This window comes from Polynucleobacter sp. MWH-UH19D, assembly GCF_040409795.1.
In the GTDB taxonomy this organism is placed as follows: domain Bacteria; phylum Pseudomonadota; class Gammaproteobacteria; order Burkholderiales; family Burkholderiaceae; genus Polynucleobacter.
Genome location: NZ_CP099571.1, coordinates 528,476 through 543,035 on the forward strand (window position 1 = coordinate 528,476; position 14,560 = coordinate 543,035).

A 14,560-nucleotide genomic window follows, 5' to 3' on the forward strand; every position below is an offset into this window, starting at 1 on the left:
AAAAAGTATTGATATGGAAAAAGCCAATCGCGAACAATTTTCTAAGGCACGTCTGCTAGTAGTCGGCGATGTCATGCTGGATCGCTATTGGTTTGGCGATACCAATCGTATTTCTCCTGAGGCGCCAGTGCCAGTGGTTCAGGTTGGTAAGATCGATGAACGCTTGGGTGGTGCTGCGAACGTAGCGCGCAATGTGGCGGCTCTTGGTGCGCAAACAACGATTCTCGGAATTGTTGGTCAAGATGAACCTGGTGAACGGGTGATGAATTTACTCAAGTCTGGCGGTGTTGATAGCCAGCTCGAGATTGATTCGCAAGTTCCAACGATTGTGAAGTTGCGTGTCATTGCACGCCAGCAACAATTAATCCGTTTGGATTTTGAAGAGACCCCTAGTGAGAAAGCCTTAGCGCATAAGTTAGAGCGTTTTGAAAAGCTGGTTGGCTCTGCTGATGTTGTCATTCTGTCGGATTATGGTAAAGGCGCTTTGGGTCAGGTAGCTCATATGATTGAGCAGGCGAGAGCGCAAAACAAAATGATCCTGGTTGACCCCAAAGGCGAAGATTACGAAAAATATCGTGGTGCTACCGTTTTAACGCCTAATCGCAGTGAACTGCGTCAGGTGGTCGGGCAGTGGAGTAGTGAGGAAGATCTCACTAAGAGAGCTCAAGACCTCAGAAAATCTCTTAACCTTCAAGCGCTATTGTTAACACGCTCAGAAGAGGGTATGAGTCTGTATACCGAAGCTGGCGTGAGTCATGTCAAAGCGCAGGCTAGAGAGGTATTCGATGTATCTGGTGCTGGTGATACGGTAATTGCTACTTTGGCGGTTGGCTTGGCAGCTGGTTGGCCATTAGAGCGAGCAATGGCTTTAGCAAATCGCGCTGGTGGAATTGTGGTTGGTAAGCTTGGAACAGCTACCGTTACTTCAGAGGAATTACAGTGACTATTATCGTAACTGGCGCTGCAGGATTTATTGGTGCGAATATCGTTCAGGCTTTAAATGCGCGTGGCGAGAAAAATATTATTGCTGTTGATGACTTACAGCCAGCGGATAAATATCGCAATCTAGCTGATCTCGACATTATTGATTACCTTGATAAAGCGGAATTTCTAGAAGCGTTTAGAAGTGGTCGCTTTGGCAAGGTTAAGGCAGTGTTTCATGAGGGTGCCTGCTCCGATACCATGGAGACCGATGGTATTTTCATGATGGCGAATAACTATCGATATACCATGGATCTACTGGATGTCTGTACCGATCAAAAGGTTCAGCTCTTGTATGCCTCTTCCGCCGCTACTTATGGCGGTTCTGATGTGTTTGTAGAGAGTCGTGAGCATGAGAAGCCTTTGAATATCTATGGCTACTCTAAATTCTTGTTTGATCAGGTGATGCGTAAGCGTTTTGCTGAGAATGCTAATACTGCTCAGGTTGTTGGCTTTCGTTATTTCAATGTATATGGCCCTCGTGAATCGCATAAAGGTCGTATGGCATCGGTAGCTTTTCATCAATATCATCAATACAAGGCAAACGGCCATGTGAAGCTGTTTGGTGAATATGGTGGTTATGGGCCTGGTGAGCAAAGTCGCGACTTTGTTTCGGTTGAAGATGTTGTCAAAGTGAACCTCTTTTTCCTAGATCATCCTGAGATCAGCGGTATCTTTAATTTGGGTAGCGGTCGTGCACAACCTTTTAATGATGTTGCTTATGCGGTCGCTAATGCGATGCGTAAACTTGACGGTGCTAAGCCAGCGAGCCTAAAAGAGCTAGTAAAAGAAAAAGCCATTGAGTACATACCATTTCCGGATGCGCTTAAAGGAAAATATCAATGCTTCACGCAAGCTGATTTAACAAAATTGCGCGCAGCTGGATATTCTGAGCCTTTCTTAAATGTTGAGCAGGGTGTCAGCCGTTATATAGAGTGGCTAGAGGCCAATGCTGATTTCTTGGCTAACCCACTGTAAGCCAGTCAACTGGTTCTCTACATCTTCGTTGTAAATGATCCACGTGCACTCTGTGTCCGTGGATTTTTTATTTATCTCTGGAGAATGTATGACAAATGTAAATTTTGGAAGTGCTAAAAATATGATGAGAGCCGCTGTGGTCTCGGCATTGCTCTCAATTTCTGGATTTGGCTTAGGCTTGGCAAATGCCTCACCTATTAACGTCAATACCGCCACTCAATCTGAATTAGAAAGCATTAAAGGTATCGGCCCATCTAAAGCAAAAACAATTATTGCGGAGCGTCAAGACGGTGGTCATTTTCAAGATGCCAATGATCTTCAAAAGCGGGTTCGTGGCATTGGTATGAGATCTGTTGAAAAAATGGTGGATAACGGTTTAACCATAGAGGCACCAAGTTCATTTCGGGAGCCAAACGGTCGCACGCAAAAAGAAGGGGGAGCCTCTAGCCGTCGTCATTCGCGTAATCAAGCTCATGGGCGCAATACATCGGAGCGTGCAGCGCCACAGCGCAGAAATTAGACCCTTTCGCGTTTAGGTGTGCTTACGGCTAAAATCAGCTTATGAGCAGACCTTCTTACCTAACCATTTCACAAACCGTTGGAAATACGCCTTTAGTGCGATTGCAGCGTATTCCAGGCTTGGAAAACGACACTCGCAACAATGTCATTTTAGGTAAGTTAGAGGGTAATAATCCAGCCGGGTCGGTTAAAGACCGACCTGCGCTGTCGATGATTATGCGGGCACAAGAGCGCGGCGAAATTAAACCTGGCGATACCTTAATTGAAGCAACCAGCGGAAATACTGGCATTGCTCTCGCAATGACTGCTGCAATGTTGGGTTACAAGATGATTTTGGTGATGCCGGAAAATCAAAGTATTGAGCGTCGACAAAGTATGGCTGCCTATGGTGCAGAATTAATTTTGACTGCGGCATCTGGTGGAATGGAGTTTGCGCGAGATTATGCATTGCAATTACAGCGCGAGGGTCGCGGCAGATTGCTTGATCAATTTGCCAATCCTGATAATCCTAGAGCTCATATCGAAACTACCGGACCTGAGATCTGGCGTGATACTGATGGTCAGATTACGCACTTTGTTTCGGCAATGGGCACCACTGGCACCATTACCGGCGTATCGACTTATTTAAAGTCCATGAATCCCGATATTCAGATTATTGGCGCACAACCTGAAGAGGGCTCTCAGATTCCGGGTATTCGTAAGTGGGCACCAGAATATCTACCAAAAATATATCAAGGTGAACGCGTTGATCGTATCGAGTATGTAACCCAAGCTGATGCGGAAGATATGGCGCGTCGTTTGGCAGTGGAAGAGGGTATCTTTTGCGGCATCTCGGCGGGCGGCGCACTAGTGGTTGCCTTGCGTATTGCTCGTCAAGTTGAAAATGCCACGATCGTGTTTATTGTGTGTGATCGTGGCGATCGTTACTTATCTACAGGCGTTTTCCCAGCTTAAGTTGTAGACGCATTAATTTGCTTTCGTTTTTTTCTTAGCAGCAGATTTTTTGCCTTTGCTTTTGGCTTTTTCTGAAGCGCCTTTGGGGCTAGTAATTTTCTGTGATGATTCCACAGGCACGACACTTTGATTTTTATAACCTAGAGCTTCTGCAAACTCCGCTACGCTTTGAGCGTAAAAATAACTGCGGTTATATTGCACGATTGTCAAAAAGTTATTCAAACCTACAAAGTATTGGGCTTGATCTGCTCCATCTTGATCAGGGTAAGGTAGATCAATAATTAGCCCTTTGCTTTGCGGTTCAACACCACCAAGTTGCAGATCACCTTGTTGCGGACTCAGAATTCCTTTTTCAATGAATTCGGCAATAGTATGTTTTAGTTGTGGTTCGCCATCAGCCAATTCTTTAGCGGCACTCAAACCACTTTCTTGAACTGGGAATGAAATAGGCATACCAGTTTGCCAGCCATGTTTTTTTAAGAAGTTTGCAACACTGGCAATGGCATCTTTTGGACTGCGTTTCAGGTCGATGCGACCATCACCATCTCCATCCACTGCAAAGTTACGAATGCTACTGGGCATGAACTGTGGCAAACCAATGGCGCCTGCATAAGAGCTATTTTGATTGAGGCATGATTTAAAGCTAGTCACATTGAGGCCTTGTGCAGAATTCTTGGCTGGTAGTTGGCCGCCTGATTCCTTCCAGCAGAGCAAAATAAGCTCTTGAAGCTGATCTCTAAATAGTTGCTCTCTAGCTGGTTTGTTTGGGGTGTCTGGATAACTAAAGGCTAGGGTTGATAAAACGTCTTTCACCCGAAAATTGCCAGTTTGACGACCATAGATTGTCTCTATGCCAATAATGGCTGCAATCACTTCAGTTGGCACCCCGTAATTTTGCTCAACTTGAGCCAAAAAGGCTTGGTTTTCTTCTAAAAAGACCCTTCCTGCTTTGAGTCTGACAGGCTCAATGAAGCGCTTGCGGTAGGCCAGCCAGTTCTTTTTAAAGGTTCCCGATGGGGGTAATACCAATTTGCGTATGGACGGAATCGTTTTAGCATCTAAAAAGCCCATTTCTAGGGTCTGAATGGGGATTTCTTGGGTTTGGGATACCTGATTTAGTAGAGCGTTCAGGCTTTGGTTATAGCGTGCTTCAGTTACTGCATCATCGGCCTGGTTTACGATAGTTTGTTGGGCATTGTTTTGCTGTGTGGGGGTGCTTGAGCAGGCTCCAAGGGCAAGTATCGCTAGCAAAGGTAGCAAGGGGTAGATGCGCAAGCGGAAATTTGGGGACATAGGATTTAGGTAATGAAGCGACGAATTAAGCAATATTGATTAGATTATAAAAATTACAGTTTTGCTATGAAGGATTTAGGTAAATGACAACAGGATACATAACCCACCCCGATTTTCTGAAACACGAGATGGGCAGTCATCATCCCGAATGTCCAGAGCGTATTCAGGCAATTAATGATCAGATGATCCGTAGTGGCATTGATCGCTTTTTGCATCACCTAGATGCGCCATTAGCAAGTGAAGATCAACTTGAGCTAGTTCATAGCCCAGACCATATTGCCTTTGTGAAGGAGCAAGCTCCGCAAAGTGGGTATGCCATGCTCGATGGCGACACCATTATGAATCCTCATACCTGGCAGGCTTCATTGCGTGCAGCAGGAGCTGCAATCGCAGGAGTAGATGCGGTAATGAAGGGTGAAGTTGAAAATGTATTTTGTGCAGTGAGACCTCCAGGTCATCATGCAGAGCCAACCCGCTCTATGGGTTTTTGTCTCTTTGATAACGTCGCAATTGCTGCGCGCTATGCAATGGAAACCTACGGAATTGAGCGTGTAGCGATTATCGATTTTGATGTGCATCACGGCAATGGAACAGAGGCAGCGTTCTTTAATGATCCCAATGTGTTGATGTGCAGTTTCTTCCAGCATCCGTTTTATCCCTACAGCGGCCTTGATCCTGCTAGTAATATGGTCAATGTGCCTTTGCCTGCGGCGACCCGCGGGGATGTGGTGCGTTCAATTGTTGAGGAAAAGTGGTTGCCAGCACTGCGTAATTTTGAGCCGCAACTTATTATTATTTCAGCGGGATTTGATGCTCATCGCGAAGATGACTTAGGCCAAATGGGATTGGTGGAAGATGACTATGTATGGATTACCAAGCGCTTAAAAGAAATTGCGCATGAGTTCGCCAATAATCGCATCGTGAGTTGCTTAGAGGGTGGCTACAATTTATCTGCCTTGGGCCGCAGTGTTGTGGCTCATGTGAAAGCCTTGGCTGATATTTAAAGAGCAAAAGCAAAAGCAAAAATAAAAGTAAAAACAAAAATAAAAAGCAAATAGAACAAATACAACTGTTATTGAAAGCAAAAGATGGCAAATATTTATGAACAGGGTTTAGAGCGTAATTCAGCGAATTACACCCCGATTACTCCACTTCTATTTTTAGAGCGTTCGGCTGAGATCTATCCCAAAAAAGTGGCTATCGTCCATGGCAAGTTAAGACAAACTTGGTCACAGACCTATGATCGTTGCCGTCGCTTAGCAAGCGCTTTGCAAAAGCATGGTGTTGGCCTTGGTGATACTGTTGCTGTCATGCTTCCTAATACACCCCCGATGGTGGAAGCTCACTTTGGTATTCCGATGGCTGGCGCGGTATTGAATGCCTTAAATACCCGTTTGGATCCAGAATCGGTCGCTTTCATGCTTAATCACGGTGAGGCCAAAGTGGTGATCGTGGACCCAGAGTTTTCTGGGGTTATGAAAAAAGCCCTTGAGATTGCCAAAAAAGATAGTGGCCGTGAGTTCTTGGTCGTTGATGTAGAAGAAAAAGAATTTGATGTGCCTGGTGAGAAGCTGGGCAAGTTAACTTATGAGCAATTACTAGCCGAAGGCGATCCTCAGTTTGCATGGCAAGTTCCAGCAGATGAGTGGCAAGCGATTTGTTTAAATTACACCTCTGGCACTACAGGCAATCCAAAGGGTGTTGTATATCATCATCGTGGCGCAGCAATTAATGCGGTTTCCAATGTCCTAGACTGGGATATCAATAAGCATCCAGTGTATCTGTGGACTTTACCGATGTTCCATTGCAATGGTTGGTGTTTCCCATGGACGATTGCTGCACGTGCAGGTATTAACGTCTGTCTGCGTCGTGTTGATGCTCAGCATATTTTTGCTGCGATTAAAGAACACGGCGTAACCCATTACTGTGCAGCACCGATTGTGCATAACTTGCTTGTGAATGCTCCAGATGAGCTCAAGGCTGGCGTGCCTGCTGGCGTGAAGGGCTTGATTGCTGGTGCAGCACCCCCAGCATCCATTATTGAAGGTATGGAAAAGTTAGGCTTCGATTTAACCCACGTTTACGGTTTAACTGAAGTCTATGGACCTGCTGCAGTTTGTGTAAAACAAGATGAGTGGAATGACATGGATATCGGAGAGCGTGCTCGCTTAAATGCGCGTCAAGGCGTCCGTTATCACATGCAACAAGCGATTGATGTTTTGGATCCAGAAACGATGAAGCCTGTTCCTGCCGATGGTGAAACCATGGGCGAGATTATGTTCAAGGGCAACATTGCCATGAAGGGCTATCTCAAGAATGAAAAAGCCACCAAAGAAGCATTTGAGGGTGGCTGGTTCCATTCAGGGGATTTAGCAGTCAAGAATCCAGATGGTTATGTCAAGATTAAAGATCGCAGTAAAGACATCATTATTTCTGGTGGAGAAAACATCTCATCTATTGAGGTGGAAGATGTGCTTTATCGTCATCCAGCAGTGATTGCTGCCGCAGTGGTTGCCAAGCCAGATCCAAAATGGGGTGAGACTCCCTGCGCATTTTTAGAAATTAAGCCTGGTATGGAAGTAACGCCCGCTGACATCATTGCCCACTGTAAGCAGCATTTGGCGGGCTTTAAGGTTCCTAAGGCAATTGTGTTTGGGGAGCTACCCAAGACATCTACAGGGAAAATTCAGAAGTTTGAATTGCGTAAGCAAGCTGGGTCTGCCACGGCAATTGATGTCTAGTGCTCGATGGTGAGGGCGTTAAAATATGAGATGCCCTCATTTTTAAGCAAATATTCTGTTTGTTGTTATTAAGGATTGTGAATTCAGATGAAAATCTTAGTAGCTGTAAAGCGTGTAGTCGATTACAACGTCAAAGTACGTGTGAAGTCCGATAATTCCGGTGTGGACATTGCTAACGTCAAAATGAGCATGAACCCCTTTGATGAGATTGCTGTAGAAGAAGCGGTTAGACTCAAAGAAGCTGGCGTAGCAACCGAAGTGGTAGTAGTGACGGCAGGTGTTACTCAGTGCCAAGAAACTTTACGTACTGCTTTAGCAATTGGTGCTGACCGCGCTATTTTGGTTGAGACTGATGCGGAGTTACAGCCTTTAGCAGTAGCCAAGATTCTGAAAGCCCTCTCGGAAAAAGAGCAGGCCCAAATCATTATTTTGGGTAAGCAAGCGATTGATGACGATAGCAATCAAACTGGCCAGATGCTTGCTAGCTTGATGGATATTCCGCAAGCGACATTTGCTTCTAAAGTAGTTGTCGCTGATGGTAAAGCGACTGTGACACGTGAGGTTGATGGTGGTTTAGAAACGATTGCATTGTCATTACCAGCAGTCATTACTACTGACTTGCGCCTCAATGAGCCACGTTACGTGACTTTGCCTAACATCATGAAAGCCAAGAAAAAGACGATCGACACGATTACTCCAGATAGCTTAGGGGTGGATATCGCTCCGCGTCTTAAAACGATCAAAGTAGAAGAGCCACCTAAGCGCAGTGCAGGTGTCATGGTTGCTGATGTAGCCGCTCTAGTAGAAAAACTCAAAAATGAAGCGAAGGTGATTTAAATGGCTGCACTTGTTATTGCTGAACACGATAATCAATCCTTAAAAGCTGCAACTTTGAATGCGGTTGCAGCTGCTTTGCAGTGCTCCCCAGAGGTAGACGTGCTGGTGGCGGGTGGCGGCGCTGATGCGGCTGCGAGCTCTGCGGCGCAAATTGCTGGTGTGCGTAAAGTGATTCAGATTGATGGGGCTAACTTAGCCGATCAATTAGCTGAGCCGTTGGCAGCGCAAATTCTTTCTGTCGCAAAAAACTACAGTCATGTACTAGCCCCTGCAACTGCTAATGGTAAGAATGTATTGCCACGCGTTGCCGCTAAGCTCGATGTAGCGCAGTTATCCGACATTACTAAAGTGGTCTCACCAGATACATTCGAGCGTCCAATCTATGCAGGTAATGCAATTGCGACAGTGCAAAGTGCTGACCCGATCAAGGTGATAACTGTGCGTACAACTGGATTTGATCCTGTTGCTGCTACGGGTGGATCTGCCGCAGTTGAAAAAGCATCCGCTGCCGACTCTGCAAATAAGTCATCCTTTGTGGGTCGTGAGTTGACTAAATCCGATCGCCCTGAATTGACTGCAGCCAAAGTGATTGTGTCTGGTGGACGCGGCTTAGGTTCTGGCGAGAAGTATGAAGAATTGATCGTGCCTTTGGCTGACAAGCTTGGCGCAGCATTGGGCGCTTCACGTGCTGCGGTTGATGCTGGTTATGTTCCAAATGATTATCAAGTTGGTCAGACTGGCAAGATTGTTGCGCCACAGTTGTATGTGGCTGTTGGCATCTCTGGCGCTATTCAGCACTTGGCTGGTATGAAAGACTCTAAAGTGATCGTGGCAATCAATAAAGATCCAGAGGCACCAATCTTTGGCGTTGCTGATTATGGTTTGGTAGCCGATCTCTTTGCCGCTGTGCCTGAACTTACAAAGGCGCTCTCGTAATAACGTACCTGATTTAAATCGATAGGAGTTGTAATGCCATATGTAGCCCCCGTAAAAGACATGTTATTTGTGATGAACGAATTGGCGGGGCTATCTGAGGTTGTGGCTTACCCATCTTATGCAGAAGCAGGTGCTGATGTTGATTTAGCACCAGCAATTTTGGAAGAGTCTGCAAAGTTCAATCAAGATGTTGTGGCTCCACTCAATTGGCCAGGCGATCAAAATCCCAGCTCTTTGAAGGATGGCGTTGTCACTACAACACCTGGCTTTAAGGATGCATTTGAGCAATTCGCTGCAGCAGGTTGGCAGGGCGTAGTTCATCCCGCTGAGTTTGGTGGCCAAGGTCTACCAAAACTCATTGCAACAGCCTGCTTTGAAATGGTTCACTCTGCAAGCTTATCGTTTGCTTTGTGCCCGATGTTGACTGATGGCGCGATTGAAGCCTTGTTGACTGCTGCTAGTCCTGAGCTTCAAGAACGTTATGTTCCCAACATGATTTCAGGAGAGTGGACTGGTTCAATGTGTTTGACTGAGCCACAGGCGGGCTCTGATCTATCAATGGTGCGAGCGCGCGCTGTTCCAGAAGCTAATGGCACTTATAAAATCTTTGGCACCAAAATCTTCATCACTTATGGTGAGCACGATATGGCCAAAAATATTATTCACTTGGTCTTAGCAAGAACACCAGATGCACCAGAGGGTGTAAAAGGAATTTCACTATTTGTCGTCCCTAAGTTTTTAGTGAATGCTGATGGCTCCTTAGGTGAGCGTAATGATGTGCATTGCGTTTCGATTGAACACAAGCTAGGTATTAAAGCGAGCCCGACAGCCGTATTGCAATTTGGTGATCATGGTGGTGCTGTAGGCTACTTAGTTGGCGAAGAGAATCGCGGCCTTGAATACATGTTTGTCATGATGAATGCTGCTCGCTTCGCAGTTGGCATGCAGGGTATTGCAGTAGCCGAGCGTGCTTATCAAAAGGCTGTGCAATATGCTAAAGATCGCGTACAGAGTCGAGATTTAGCCGGATCGGCTGGTCCAGTGGCAATCATTCACCAGCCTGACGTCAAACGTATGTTGATGACGATGCGTGCTTATACAGAGGCTGCTCGTGCATTAGCTTATTACGCTGCAGCCGCTTACGATGCGCAACATGCTGCGCCTGATGAGGCAGTTCGCAAATCAAATCAAGCTTTATATGAGTTTTTAGTGCCGATTGTCAAAGGCTTCTCAACTGAGATGTCGATTGAAGTAGCGAGCCTAGGTGTTCAGGTGCATGGTGGTATGGGCTTTATTGAAGAAACTGGTGCTGCACAACACTATCGGGATGCGCGTATCTTGACGATTTATGAAGGTACGACTGCTATACAGGCAAATGATTTAATTGGTCGCAAAACAGTGCGCGATGGTGGCGCTACTGCCAAAGCCTTCTCGGCAAAAATTGCGGAAACTGAAAAGGAATTAGCTGCTAGTGGCAGCGCTGATGCAAAAGCAGTTCTCAAACAATTATCAATTGGCCGTGCTGCATTTGATGAGGCAGTTGCTTATATTTTGGCTAATGCAAAAACCAATACTAAAGCAGTATATGCTGGAAGCTGCGCTTATTTACGTTTAGCTGGTTTGGTTTTAGGTGGTTGGCAAATGGCTCGCGGCTTACTTGCTGCTGAACGTTTGCGCGATAGCGATCCTGCTTTTTACAACACCAAGATTGCTACTGCTCGATTCTTTATCGAGAACTTATTACCTCAAGCCCAGGGCCTAGCAACATCGATTGTGGAAGGCGGCTATTCTGCTAACGCTTTAGAAGTAGAGCAGTTCTAATCTGAAAATTTAGCAAGCAATTCAAAGGCTATCCGCAATTATTGGGATAGCTTTTTTGCTTCATAGATTTGAGAAATAAAGAATTGCTCAAATGCGATGGCTAAAAATGTCATCATGATGCCAGCGCCAAACACTAGCGAAAAAATGACCGTCAAGACAACCAGCCAGCCAGATTGGCTGCGTTCTTCCTCGGCAATGCCGGGATTAAATTGGGCATCCCACTTGTCATCAGGACGCAAGCCAAATGTGATGGTGGTGAGCCAACTTGCTTCAAGGGCAATAAATCCAAACGTGAGCAATATCCAACCTGGAGCAGAATGAAAGTGCGCATCCTTGAGTAAGCTCCAGCCGATGATCCCACCAATTGTTGCGAGTAATTGTGACCAAGCCCAAAAGGATTTAAGACCAAGTAAATAGAAAAAGTTAAAGCCGCTACCTGGAAAAAATAATCCGAGTGCGCAAAAAAGAAGTTTGGATTTTTTCATGGTCATGAATATTGAATCGTCTGCATTATTTGTTGGTAGGTTGGCGCTGTGTAAAGCTTAATACTTCTCGATCATTGCCTACCATGAGTAATTGATCGCCATTACGTATGATGCTGCGATAGTCATTGAGTTGATATAAAAAATCATTCTCTAATTCCATACGTTGCGGCGTGCAAGCCATCTTGGTACTGGCGATTTTGCTAAAGCTAAATCCGCGAGAGTCTTCATCTAACTCGGCCGTAAAGCGATTGCAGCCTGTTGAGCCGCTGACGCGTTGCCCATTCACATCAAAAACTATTTGGATCGGATTGCTTGCCTCTCCTTGGGGTATCTGACGGGCGCGTACCTCTCCTTTGTTATTGGGAGGTAGGTTCCAGCGAGTGAGCTCCCAGCGAGTATTGCGTAGCTCACTGCTGGGCGGGCTAATTTTGGCGCCACAGGGCGGAATGACGTTAGCGCAGCCACCCAAAAAACCCAGACATAGGAGGAAAAAAGCCAGAAAAGGCCTTTTTAAGACCTGATTGGTGGGGTGTAAATGCGGCATTTTCCGTGGCATATTAATATAAGTTATTGTTTTATATAGGAATATTATTTAAATTTTGATTCTATTCTAATCTTGAAGGTGCTTAAATAGGTGGAAGAAGTAGGGGTTTTCGTCTAGAATATGAGGTTTTCCGCATCACCGTACATTTGTTGGTGGGCTGAAGCCCAAGATTTTTGAATAAATTTCATTGGGTTGTAATCAACCATTTTTCATTATTAGATTTTAAGGAATAAGTATGGTCGTCATTCGACTAGCTCGTGGTGGCTCTAAGAAGCGCCCTTTTTACAGCATCGTTGCTACTGATAAGCGCAACCGTCGTGACTCGAACTTTATCGAGCGCATTGGTTATTTCAATCCAAAGGCTGCTGAATCTGAGCAAGCAATGCGCATTGCTCAAGATCGTTTGACTTATTGGACTAGCGTTGGCGCACAAGTTTCTCCAACAGTAGTTCGTTTAATCAAAAACAATCCTGCTGCTTAATATTTCTTTGCTGATAACTTCATCGTCTTGGTGAAGTTATTGGTGATGCATTGGATTAGTAGTTTTATTTTGGGAACTCAGGTGGCTTACAAATGAGTACACCTTCCCTAAGTGATTTAATAGAGCTTGGCGTCGTCTCTGAGGCGCAAGGTATACGAGGGCAAGTGAAGGTTAGGCCTCACTCATCAGATCCCGTAGCACTCCTTTCTTCCAAAACAATATGGCTTTCTTTGATTGCCCGTAGGGATCAACATGCCTCAACTTCTAGTGCTCCAGCTTCTTTAACTGAATATAAGGTGAAGGGCGCAAAAATGCACAGCGGTAATGTGGTGATGAGCTTAGAAGGAGTGGCTGATCGCGATCAAGCACTGGCACTAAAAGGCGCACGCATTCTGGTTGCGCGCGATGCATTTCCAAATACTGATAAAGATGATTACTACTGGGTTGATCTGATTGGCTGTCAAGCGATCAATGTACAAGGGCAACCATTGGGTGAAGTGCTTGATGTCACGGAAAATGGTGCTCACGGCGTGATTGCGATTGGCAGCGCTGAAAAGAAAGTCATTCAATATCTTGTCCCATTTGTAAAAGAGGTCGTGCAAAGCGTGGACTTGGCCAGTAAGTTAATTACAGTTGATTGGCAATTAGATTGGCAATAACTCATTAAATAGAATATGCGCTTTGATGTAGTGACTCTCTTTCCAGAAATGTTCTCCGCACTGACTAAGTGGGGGGTTACTGGGCGCGCATGCGAGCAAGCTTTAGCCAGCGTGCATTTATGGAATCCCAGAGACTTTTGTAGCGACTCTCGTAAGACTGTTGATGATCGCGCCTATGGTGGTGGCCCAGGAATGGTCATGATGGTAAAGCCACTAGAAGATACGATTCATGGAATTCGGGCTGCCCATGCTACAGCAGGGGTAAAAAGTGGTCCAATTTGTCTCTTGGCACCCCAGGGTGAGCGCTTTTCTCAGAAGATATCGACAGATATACTCAATTACGGTAATTTAAGCTTCATTTGTGGTCGGTATGAGGCCGTCGATCAGCGCTTTATTGACCGAAATGTGGATTTACAGCTCTCAATCGGCGATTTTGTGCTCTCTGGGGGCGAAATTCCGGCAATGGCGATGATGGATGCTGTGATCCGATTGATCCCAGGGGCTCTTGGGGATGGCGAATCTGCGGCTCAGGATAGCTTTATGAATGGTCTTTTGGACTATCCGCATTACACCAGGCCTGAGATTTATGAAAATTTATCAGTCCCAGACGTGCTTTTGGGCGGACATCACGCTAAAATAGCAGATTGGCGTCGGCAAAAGTCTTTAGAGCTGACGCTAAGGCTCAGGCCAGATTTAATTGAATCTGCCAGAGCTAATGGGTTGCTAACCCGAGAAGATGAACAATTTCTTCGCTCGCTGTGAATGCCTTTGGTTTACTCAGTAGCGAATAGGTAGTTTGGTTTTTGGTTTAGTGAAATAGTTTTAACTGCATCCTCTGTTAGGTCCGTCAATTTATTGTTGCGGGATAAAACGCTAACAAGATGTTTAAGGATTAAAAATGAATTTGATCGCAAAAATTGAGCAAGAAGAAATTGCTCGCTTAAGTGCTAACAAAACATTGCCAAGCTTTGCACCTGGCGACACAGTAGTTGTTAGCGTAAACGTAGTTGAAGGTACTCGTAAGCGTACCCAGGCCTTTGAAGGTGTTGTGATTGCAAAACGCAATCGCGGACTGAATTCAAGCTTTATCGTTCGTAAGATTTCTTCTGGTGAAGGCGTTGAGCGTACATTCCAAACTTATTCACCATTAATTGCTAGCGTTGAAGTAAAACGTCGCGGTGATGTGCGTCGTGCGAAGTTGTACTACTTGCGCGATCGCTCTGGTAAGTCTGCACGTATTAAAGAAAAGCTTCAAGCTCGCAACAAGGTTGAGGCTACTGCAGCTGCTGAGTAATTGCCGCTTCGATGCAAATGAAAAGGCGGCCTCGGTC

At 45.5% G+C, this 14,560-nt stretch carries 16 protein-coding genes; 13 read left to right on the forward strand and 3 right to left on the reverse strand.

Translation table 11 applies throughout. From position 1 onward, the window contains the following. Positions 1-13 precede the first annotated feature (13 nt). From rfaE1 to cysM, 4 genes are all read left to right on the forward strand, one after another. Positions 14-943: a D-glycero-beta-D-manno-heptose-7-phosphate kinase gene (rfaE1, locus tag NHB34_RS02650; RefSeq protein ID WP_353428058.1), complete on the forward strand. Its 930-nt coding sequence runs from the start codon at positions 14-16 to the stop codon at positions 941-943. Continuing rightward, positions 940-1,959 carry an ADP-glyceromanno-heptose 6-epimerase gene (rfaD, locus tag NHB34_RS02655; RefSeq protein WP_353428059.1) on the forward strand — a complete coding sequence of 340 codons (1,020 nt, stop codon included), beginning with the start codon at positions 940-942 and terminating at the stop codon, positions 1,957-1,959. The genes rfaE1 and rfaD overlap by 4 nt, the downstream gene beginning before the upstream one ends. A gap of 88 nt (positions 1,960-2,047) precedes the next feature. Further along, positions 2,048-2,479, forward strand: coding sequence for a helix-hairpin-helix domain-containing protein (locus NHB34_RS02660; protein ID WP_353428060.1), 432 nt, complete (start codon positions 2,048-2,050; stop codon positions 2,477-2,479). 41 nt (positions 2,480-2,520) lie between these two features. Beyond that, on the forward strand, positions 2,521-3,432 hold the full coding sequence (gene cysM / locus NHB34_RS02665; protein WP_353428061.1) for a cysteine synthase CysM: 912 nt from the start codon (positions 2,521-2,523) through the stop codon (positions 3,430-3,432). Positions 3,433-3,444: 12 nt separating this feature from the next. Here the strand turns inward: cysM and NHB34_RS02670 are convergent, their stop codons facing one another. Further along, positions 3,445-4,725 (reverse strand): lytic murein transglycosylase, encoded by a 1,281-nt coding sequence (locus NHB34_RS02670; RefSeq protein ID WP_353428062.1) that lies wholly within the window; start codon positions 4,723-4,725, stop codon positions 3,445-3,447. Between the two features lie 83 nt (positions 4,726-4,808). On the opposite strand from NHB34_RS02670, the gene NHB34_RS02675 reads away from it, so the two are divergent. The 5 genes from NHB34_RS02675 to NHB34_RS02695 all read left to right on the forward strand — a co-directional run bounded on the left by NHB34_RS02675 (position 4,809) and on the right by NHB34_RS02695 (position 11,060). After that, complete coding sequence (locus NHB34_RS02675; protein ID WP_353428063.1) at positions 4,809-5,729, forward strand: histone deacetylase family protein; 921 nt, start codon at positions 4,809-4,811, stop codon at positions 5,727-5,729. Between the two features lie 84 nt (positions 5,730-5,813). Further along, on the forward strand, positions 5,814-7,466 hold the full coding sequence (locus NHB34_RS02680; RefSeq protein ID WP_353428064.1) for an acyl-CoA synthetase: 1,653 nt from the start codon (positions 5,814-5,816) through the stop codon (positions 7,464-7,466). 87 nt (positions 7,467-7,553) lie between these two features. After that, positions 7,554-8,303 (forward strand): electron transfer flavoprotein subunit beta/FixA family protein, encoded by a 750-nt coding sequence (locus NHB34_RS02685; protein ID WP_173955249.1) that lies wholly within the window; start codon positions 7,554-7,556, stop codon positions 8,301-8,303. After that, a complete protein-coding gene (locus NHB34_RS02690; RefSeq protein WP_353428065.1) occupies positions 8,304-9,239 on the forward strand; it encodes an electron transfer flavoprotein subunit alpha/FixB family protein in 936 nt (311 codons plus the stop codon). Positions 9,240-9,272: 33 nt separating this feature from the next. Beyond that, a complete protein-coding gene (locus NHB34_RS02695) occupies positions 9,273-11,060 on the forward strand; it encodes an acyl-CoA dehydrogenase (RefSeq protein WP_353428066.1) in 1,788 nt (595 codons plus the stop codon). Positions 11,061-11,098: 38 nt separating this feature from the next. On the opposite strand, the gene NHB34_RS02700 is transcribed toward NHB34_RS02695, so the two are convergent. Next, positions 11,099-11,545, reverse strand: coding sequence for a hypothetical protein (locus tag NHB34_RS02700; RefSeq protein WP_353428067.1), 447 nt, complete (start codon positions 11,543-11,545; stop codon positions 11,099-11,101). Between the two features lie 25 nt (positions 11,546-11,570). Beyond that, on the reverse strand, positions 11,571-12,101 hold the full coding sequence (locus tag NHB34_RS02705; protein ID WP_353428068.1) for an META domain-containing protein: 531 nt from the start codon (positions 12,099-12,101) through the stop codon (positions 11,571-11,573). 223 nt (positions 12,102-12,324) lie between these two features. Between NHB34_RS02705 and rpsP the strand changes: the two genes are divergently transcribed. The 4 genes from rpsP (at position 12,325) to rplS (ending at position 14,523) form a co-directional block, all read left to right on the forward strand. Next, positions 12,325-12,570: a 30S ribosomal protein S16 gene (gene rpsP / locus NHB34_RS02710; RefSeq protein ID WP_296968070.1), complete on the forward strand. Its 246-nt coding sequence runs from the start codon at positions 12,325-12,327 to the stop codon at positions 12,568-12,570. A gap of 92 nt (positions 12,571-12,662) precedes the next feature. After that, the gene (gene rimM, locus NHB34_RS02715) at positions 12,663-13,229 is read left to right on the forward strand and encodes a ribosome maturation factor RimM (protein WP_353428069.1); all 567 of its coding nucleotides are present in this window, start codon (positions 12,663-12,665) and stop codon (positions 13,227-13,229) included. Positions 13,230-13,244: 15 nt separating this feature from the next. Further along, positions 13,245-13,991, forward strand: a complete 747-nt coding sequence (trmD, locus tag NHB34_RS02720; protein WP_353428071.1) for a tRNA (guanosine(37)-N1)-methyltransferase TrmD — start codon at positions 13,245-13,247, stop codon at positions 13,989-13,991. 136 nt (positions 13,992-14,127) lie between these two features. Then, positions 14,128-14,523 carry a 50S ribosomal protein L19 gene (gene rplS / locus NHB34_RS02725; protein ID WP_353428073.1) on the forward strand — a complete coding sequence of 132 codons (396 nt, stop codon included), beginning with the start codon at positions 14,128-14,130 and terminating at the stop codon, positions 14,521-14,523. Positions 14,524-14,560: the final 37 nt, after the last annotated feature.

Excerpts from the sequence above, each read along its gene's own strand:
- rfaE1 (WP_353428058.1), top strand. The coding sequence starts at position 14 with ATGGAAAAAGCCAATCGCGAACAATTTTCTAAGGCACGTCTGCTAGTA.
- NHB34_RS02660 (WP_353428060.1), top strand. The coding sequence starts at position 2,048 with ATGACAAATGTAAATTTTGGAAGTGCTAAAAATATGATGAGAGCCGCT.
- cysM (WP_353428061.1), top strand. The coding sequence starts at position 2,521 with ATGAGCAGACCTTCTTACCTAACCATTTCACAAACCGTTGGAAATACG.
- NHB34_RS02670 (WP_353428062.1), bottom strand. The coding sequence starts at position 4,725 with ATGTCCCCAAATTTCCGCTTGCGCATCTACCCCTTGCTACCTTTGCTA.
- NHB34_RS02675 (WP_353428063.1), top strand. The coding sequence starts at position 4,809 with ATGACAACAGGATACATAACCCACCCCGATTTTCTGAAACACGAGATG.
- NHB34_RS02680 (WP_353428064.1), top strand. The coding sequence starts at position 5,814 with ATGGCAAATATTTATGAACAGGGTTTAGAGCGTAATTCAGCGAATTAC.
- NHB34_RS02685 (WP_173955249.1), top strand. The coding sequence starts at position 7,554 with ATGAAAATCTTAGTAGCTGTAAAGCGTGTAGTCGATTACAACGTCAAA.
- NHB34_RS02690 (WP_353428065.1), top strand. The coding sequence starts at position 8,304 with ATGGCTGCACTTGTTATTGCTGAACACGATAATCAATCCTTAAAAGCT.
- NHB34_RS02695 (WP_353428066.1), top strand. The coding sequence starts at position 9,273 with ATGCCATATGTAGCCCCCGTAAAAGACATGTTATTTGTGATGAACGAA.
- NHB34_RS02700 (WP_353428067.1), bottom strand. The coding sequence starts at position 11,545 with ATGAAAAAATCCAAACTTCTTTTTTGCGCACTCGGATTATTTTTTCCA.
- NHB34_RS02705 (WP_353428068.1), bottom strand. The coding sequence starts at position 12,101 with ATGCCACGGAAAATGCCGCATTTACACCCCACCAATCAGGTCTTAAAA.
- rpsP (WP_296968070.1), top strand. The coding sequence starts at position 12,325 with ATGGTCGTCATTCGACTAGCTCGTGGTGGCTCTAAGAAGCGCCCTTTT.
- rimM (WP_353428069.1), top strand. The coding sequence starts at position 12,663 with ATGAGTACACCTTCCCTAAGTGATTTAATAGAGCTTGGCGTCGTCTCT.
- trmD (WP_353428071.1), top strand. The coding sequence starts at position 13,245 with ATGCGCTTTGATGTAGTGACTCTCTTTCCAGAAATGTTCTCCGCACTG.
- rplS (WP_353428073.1), top strand. The coding sequence starts at position 14,128 with ATGAATTTGATCGCAAAAATTGAGCAAGAAGAAATTGCTCGCTTAAGT.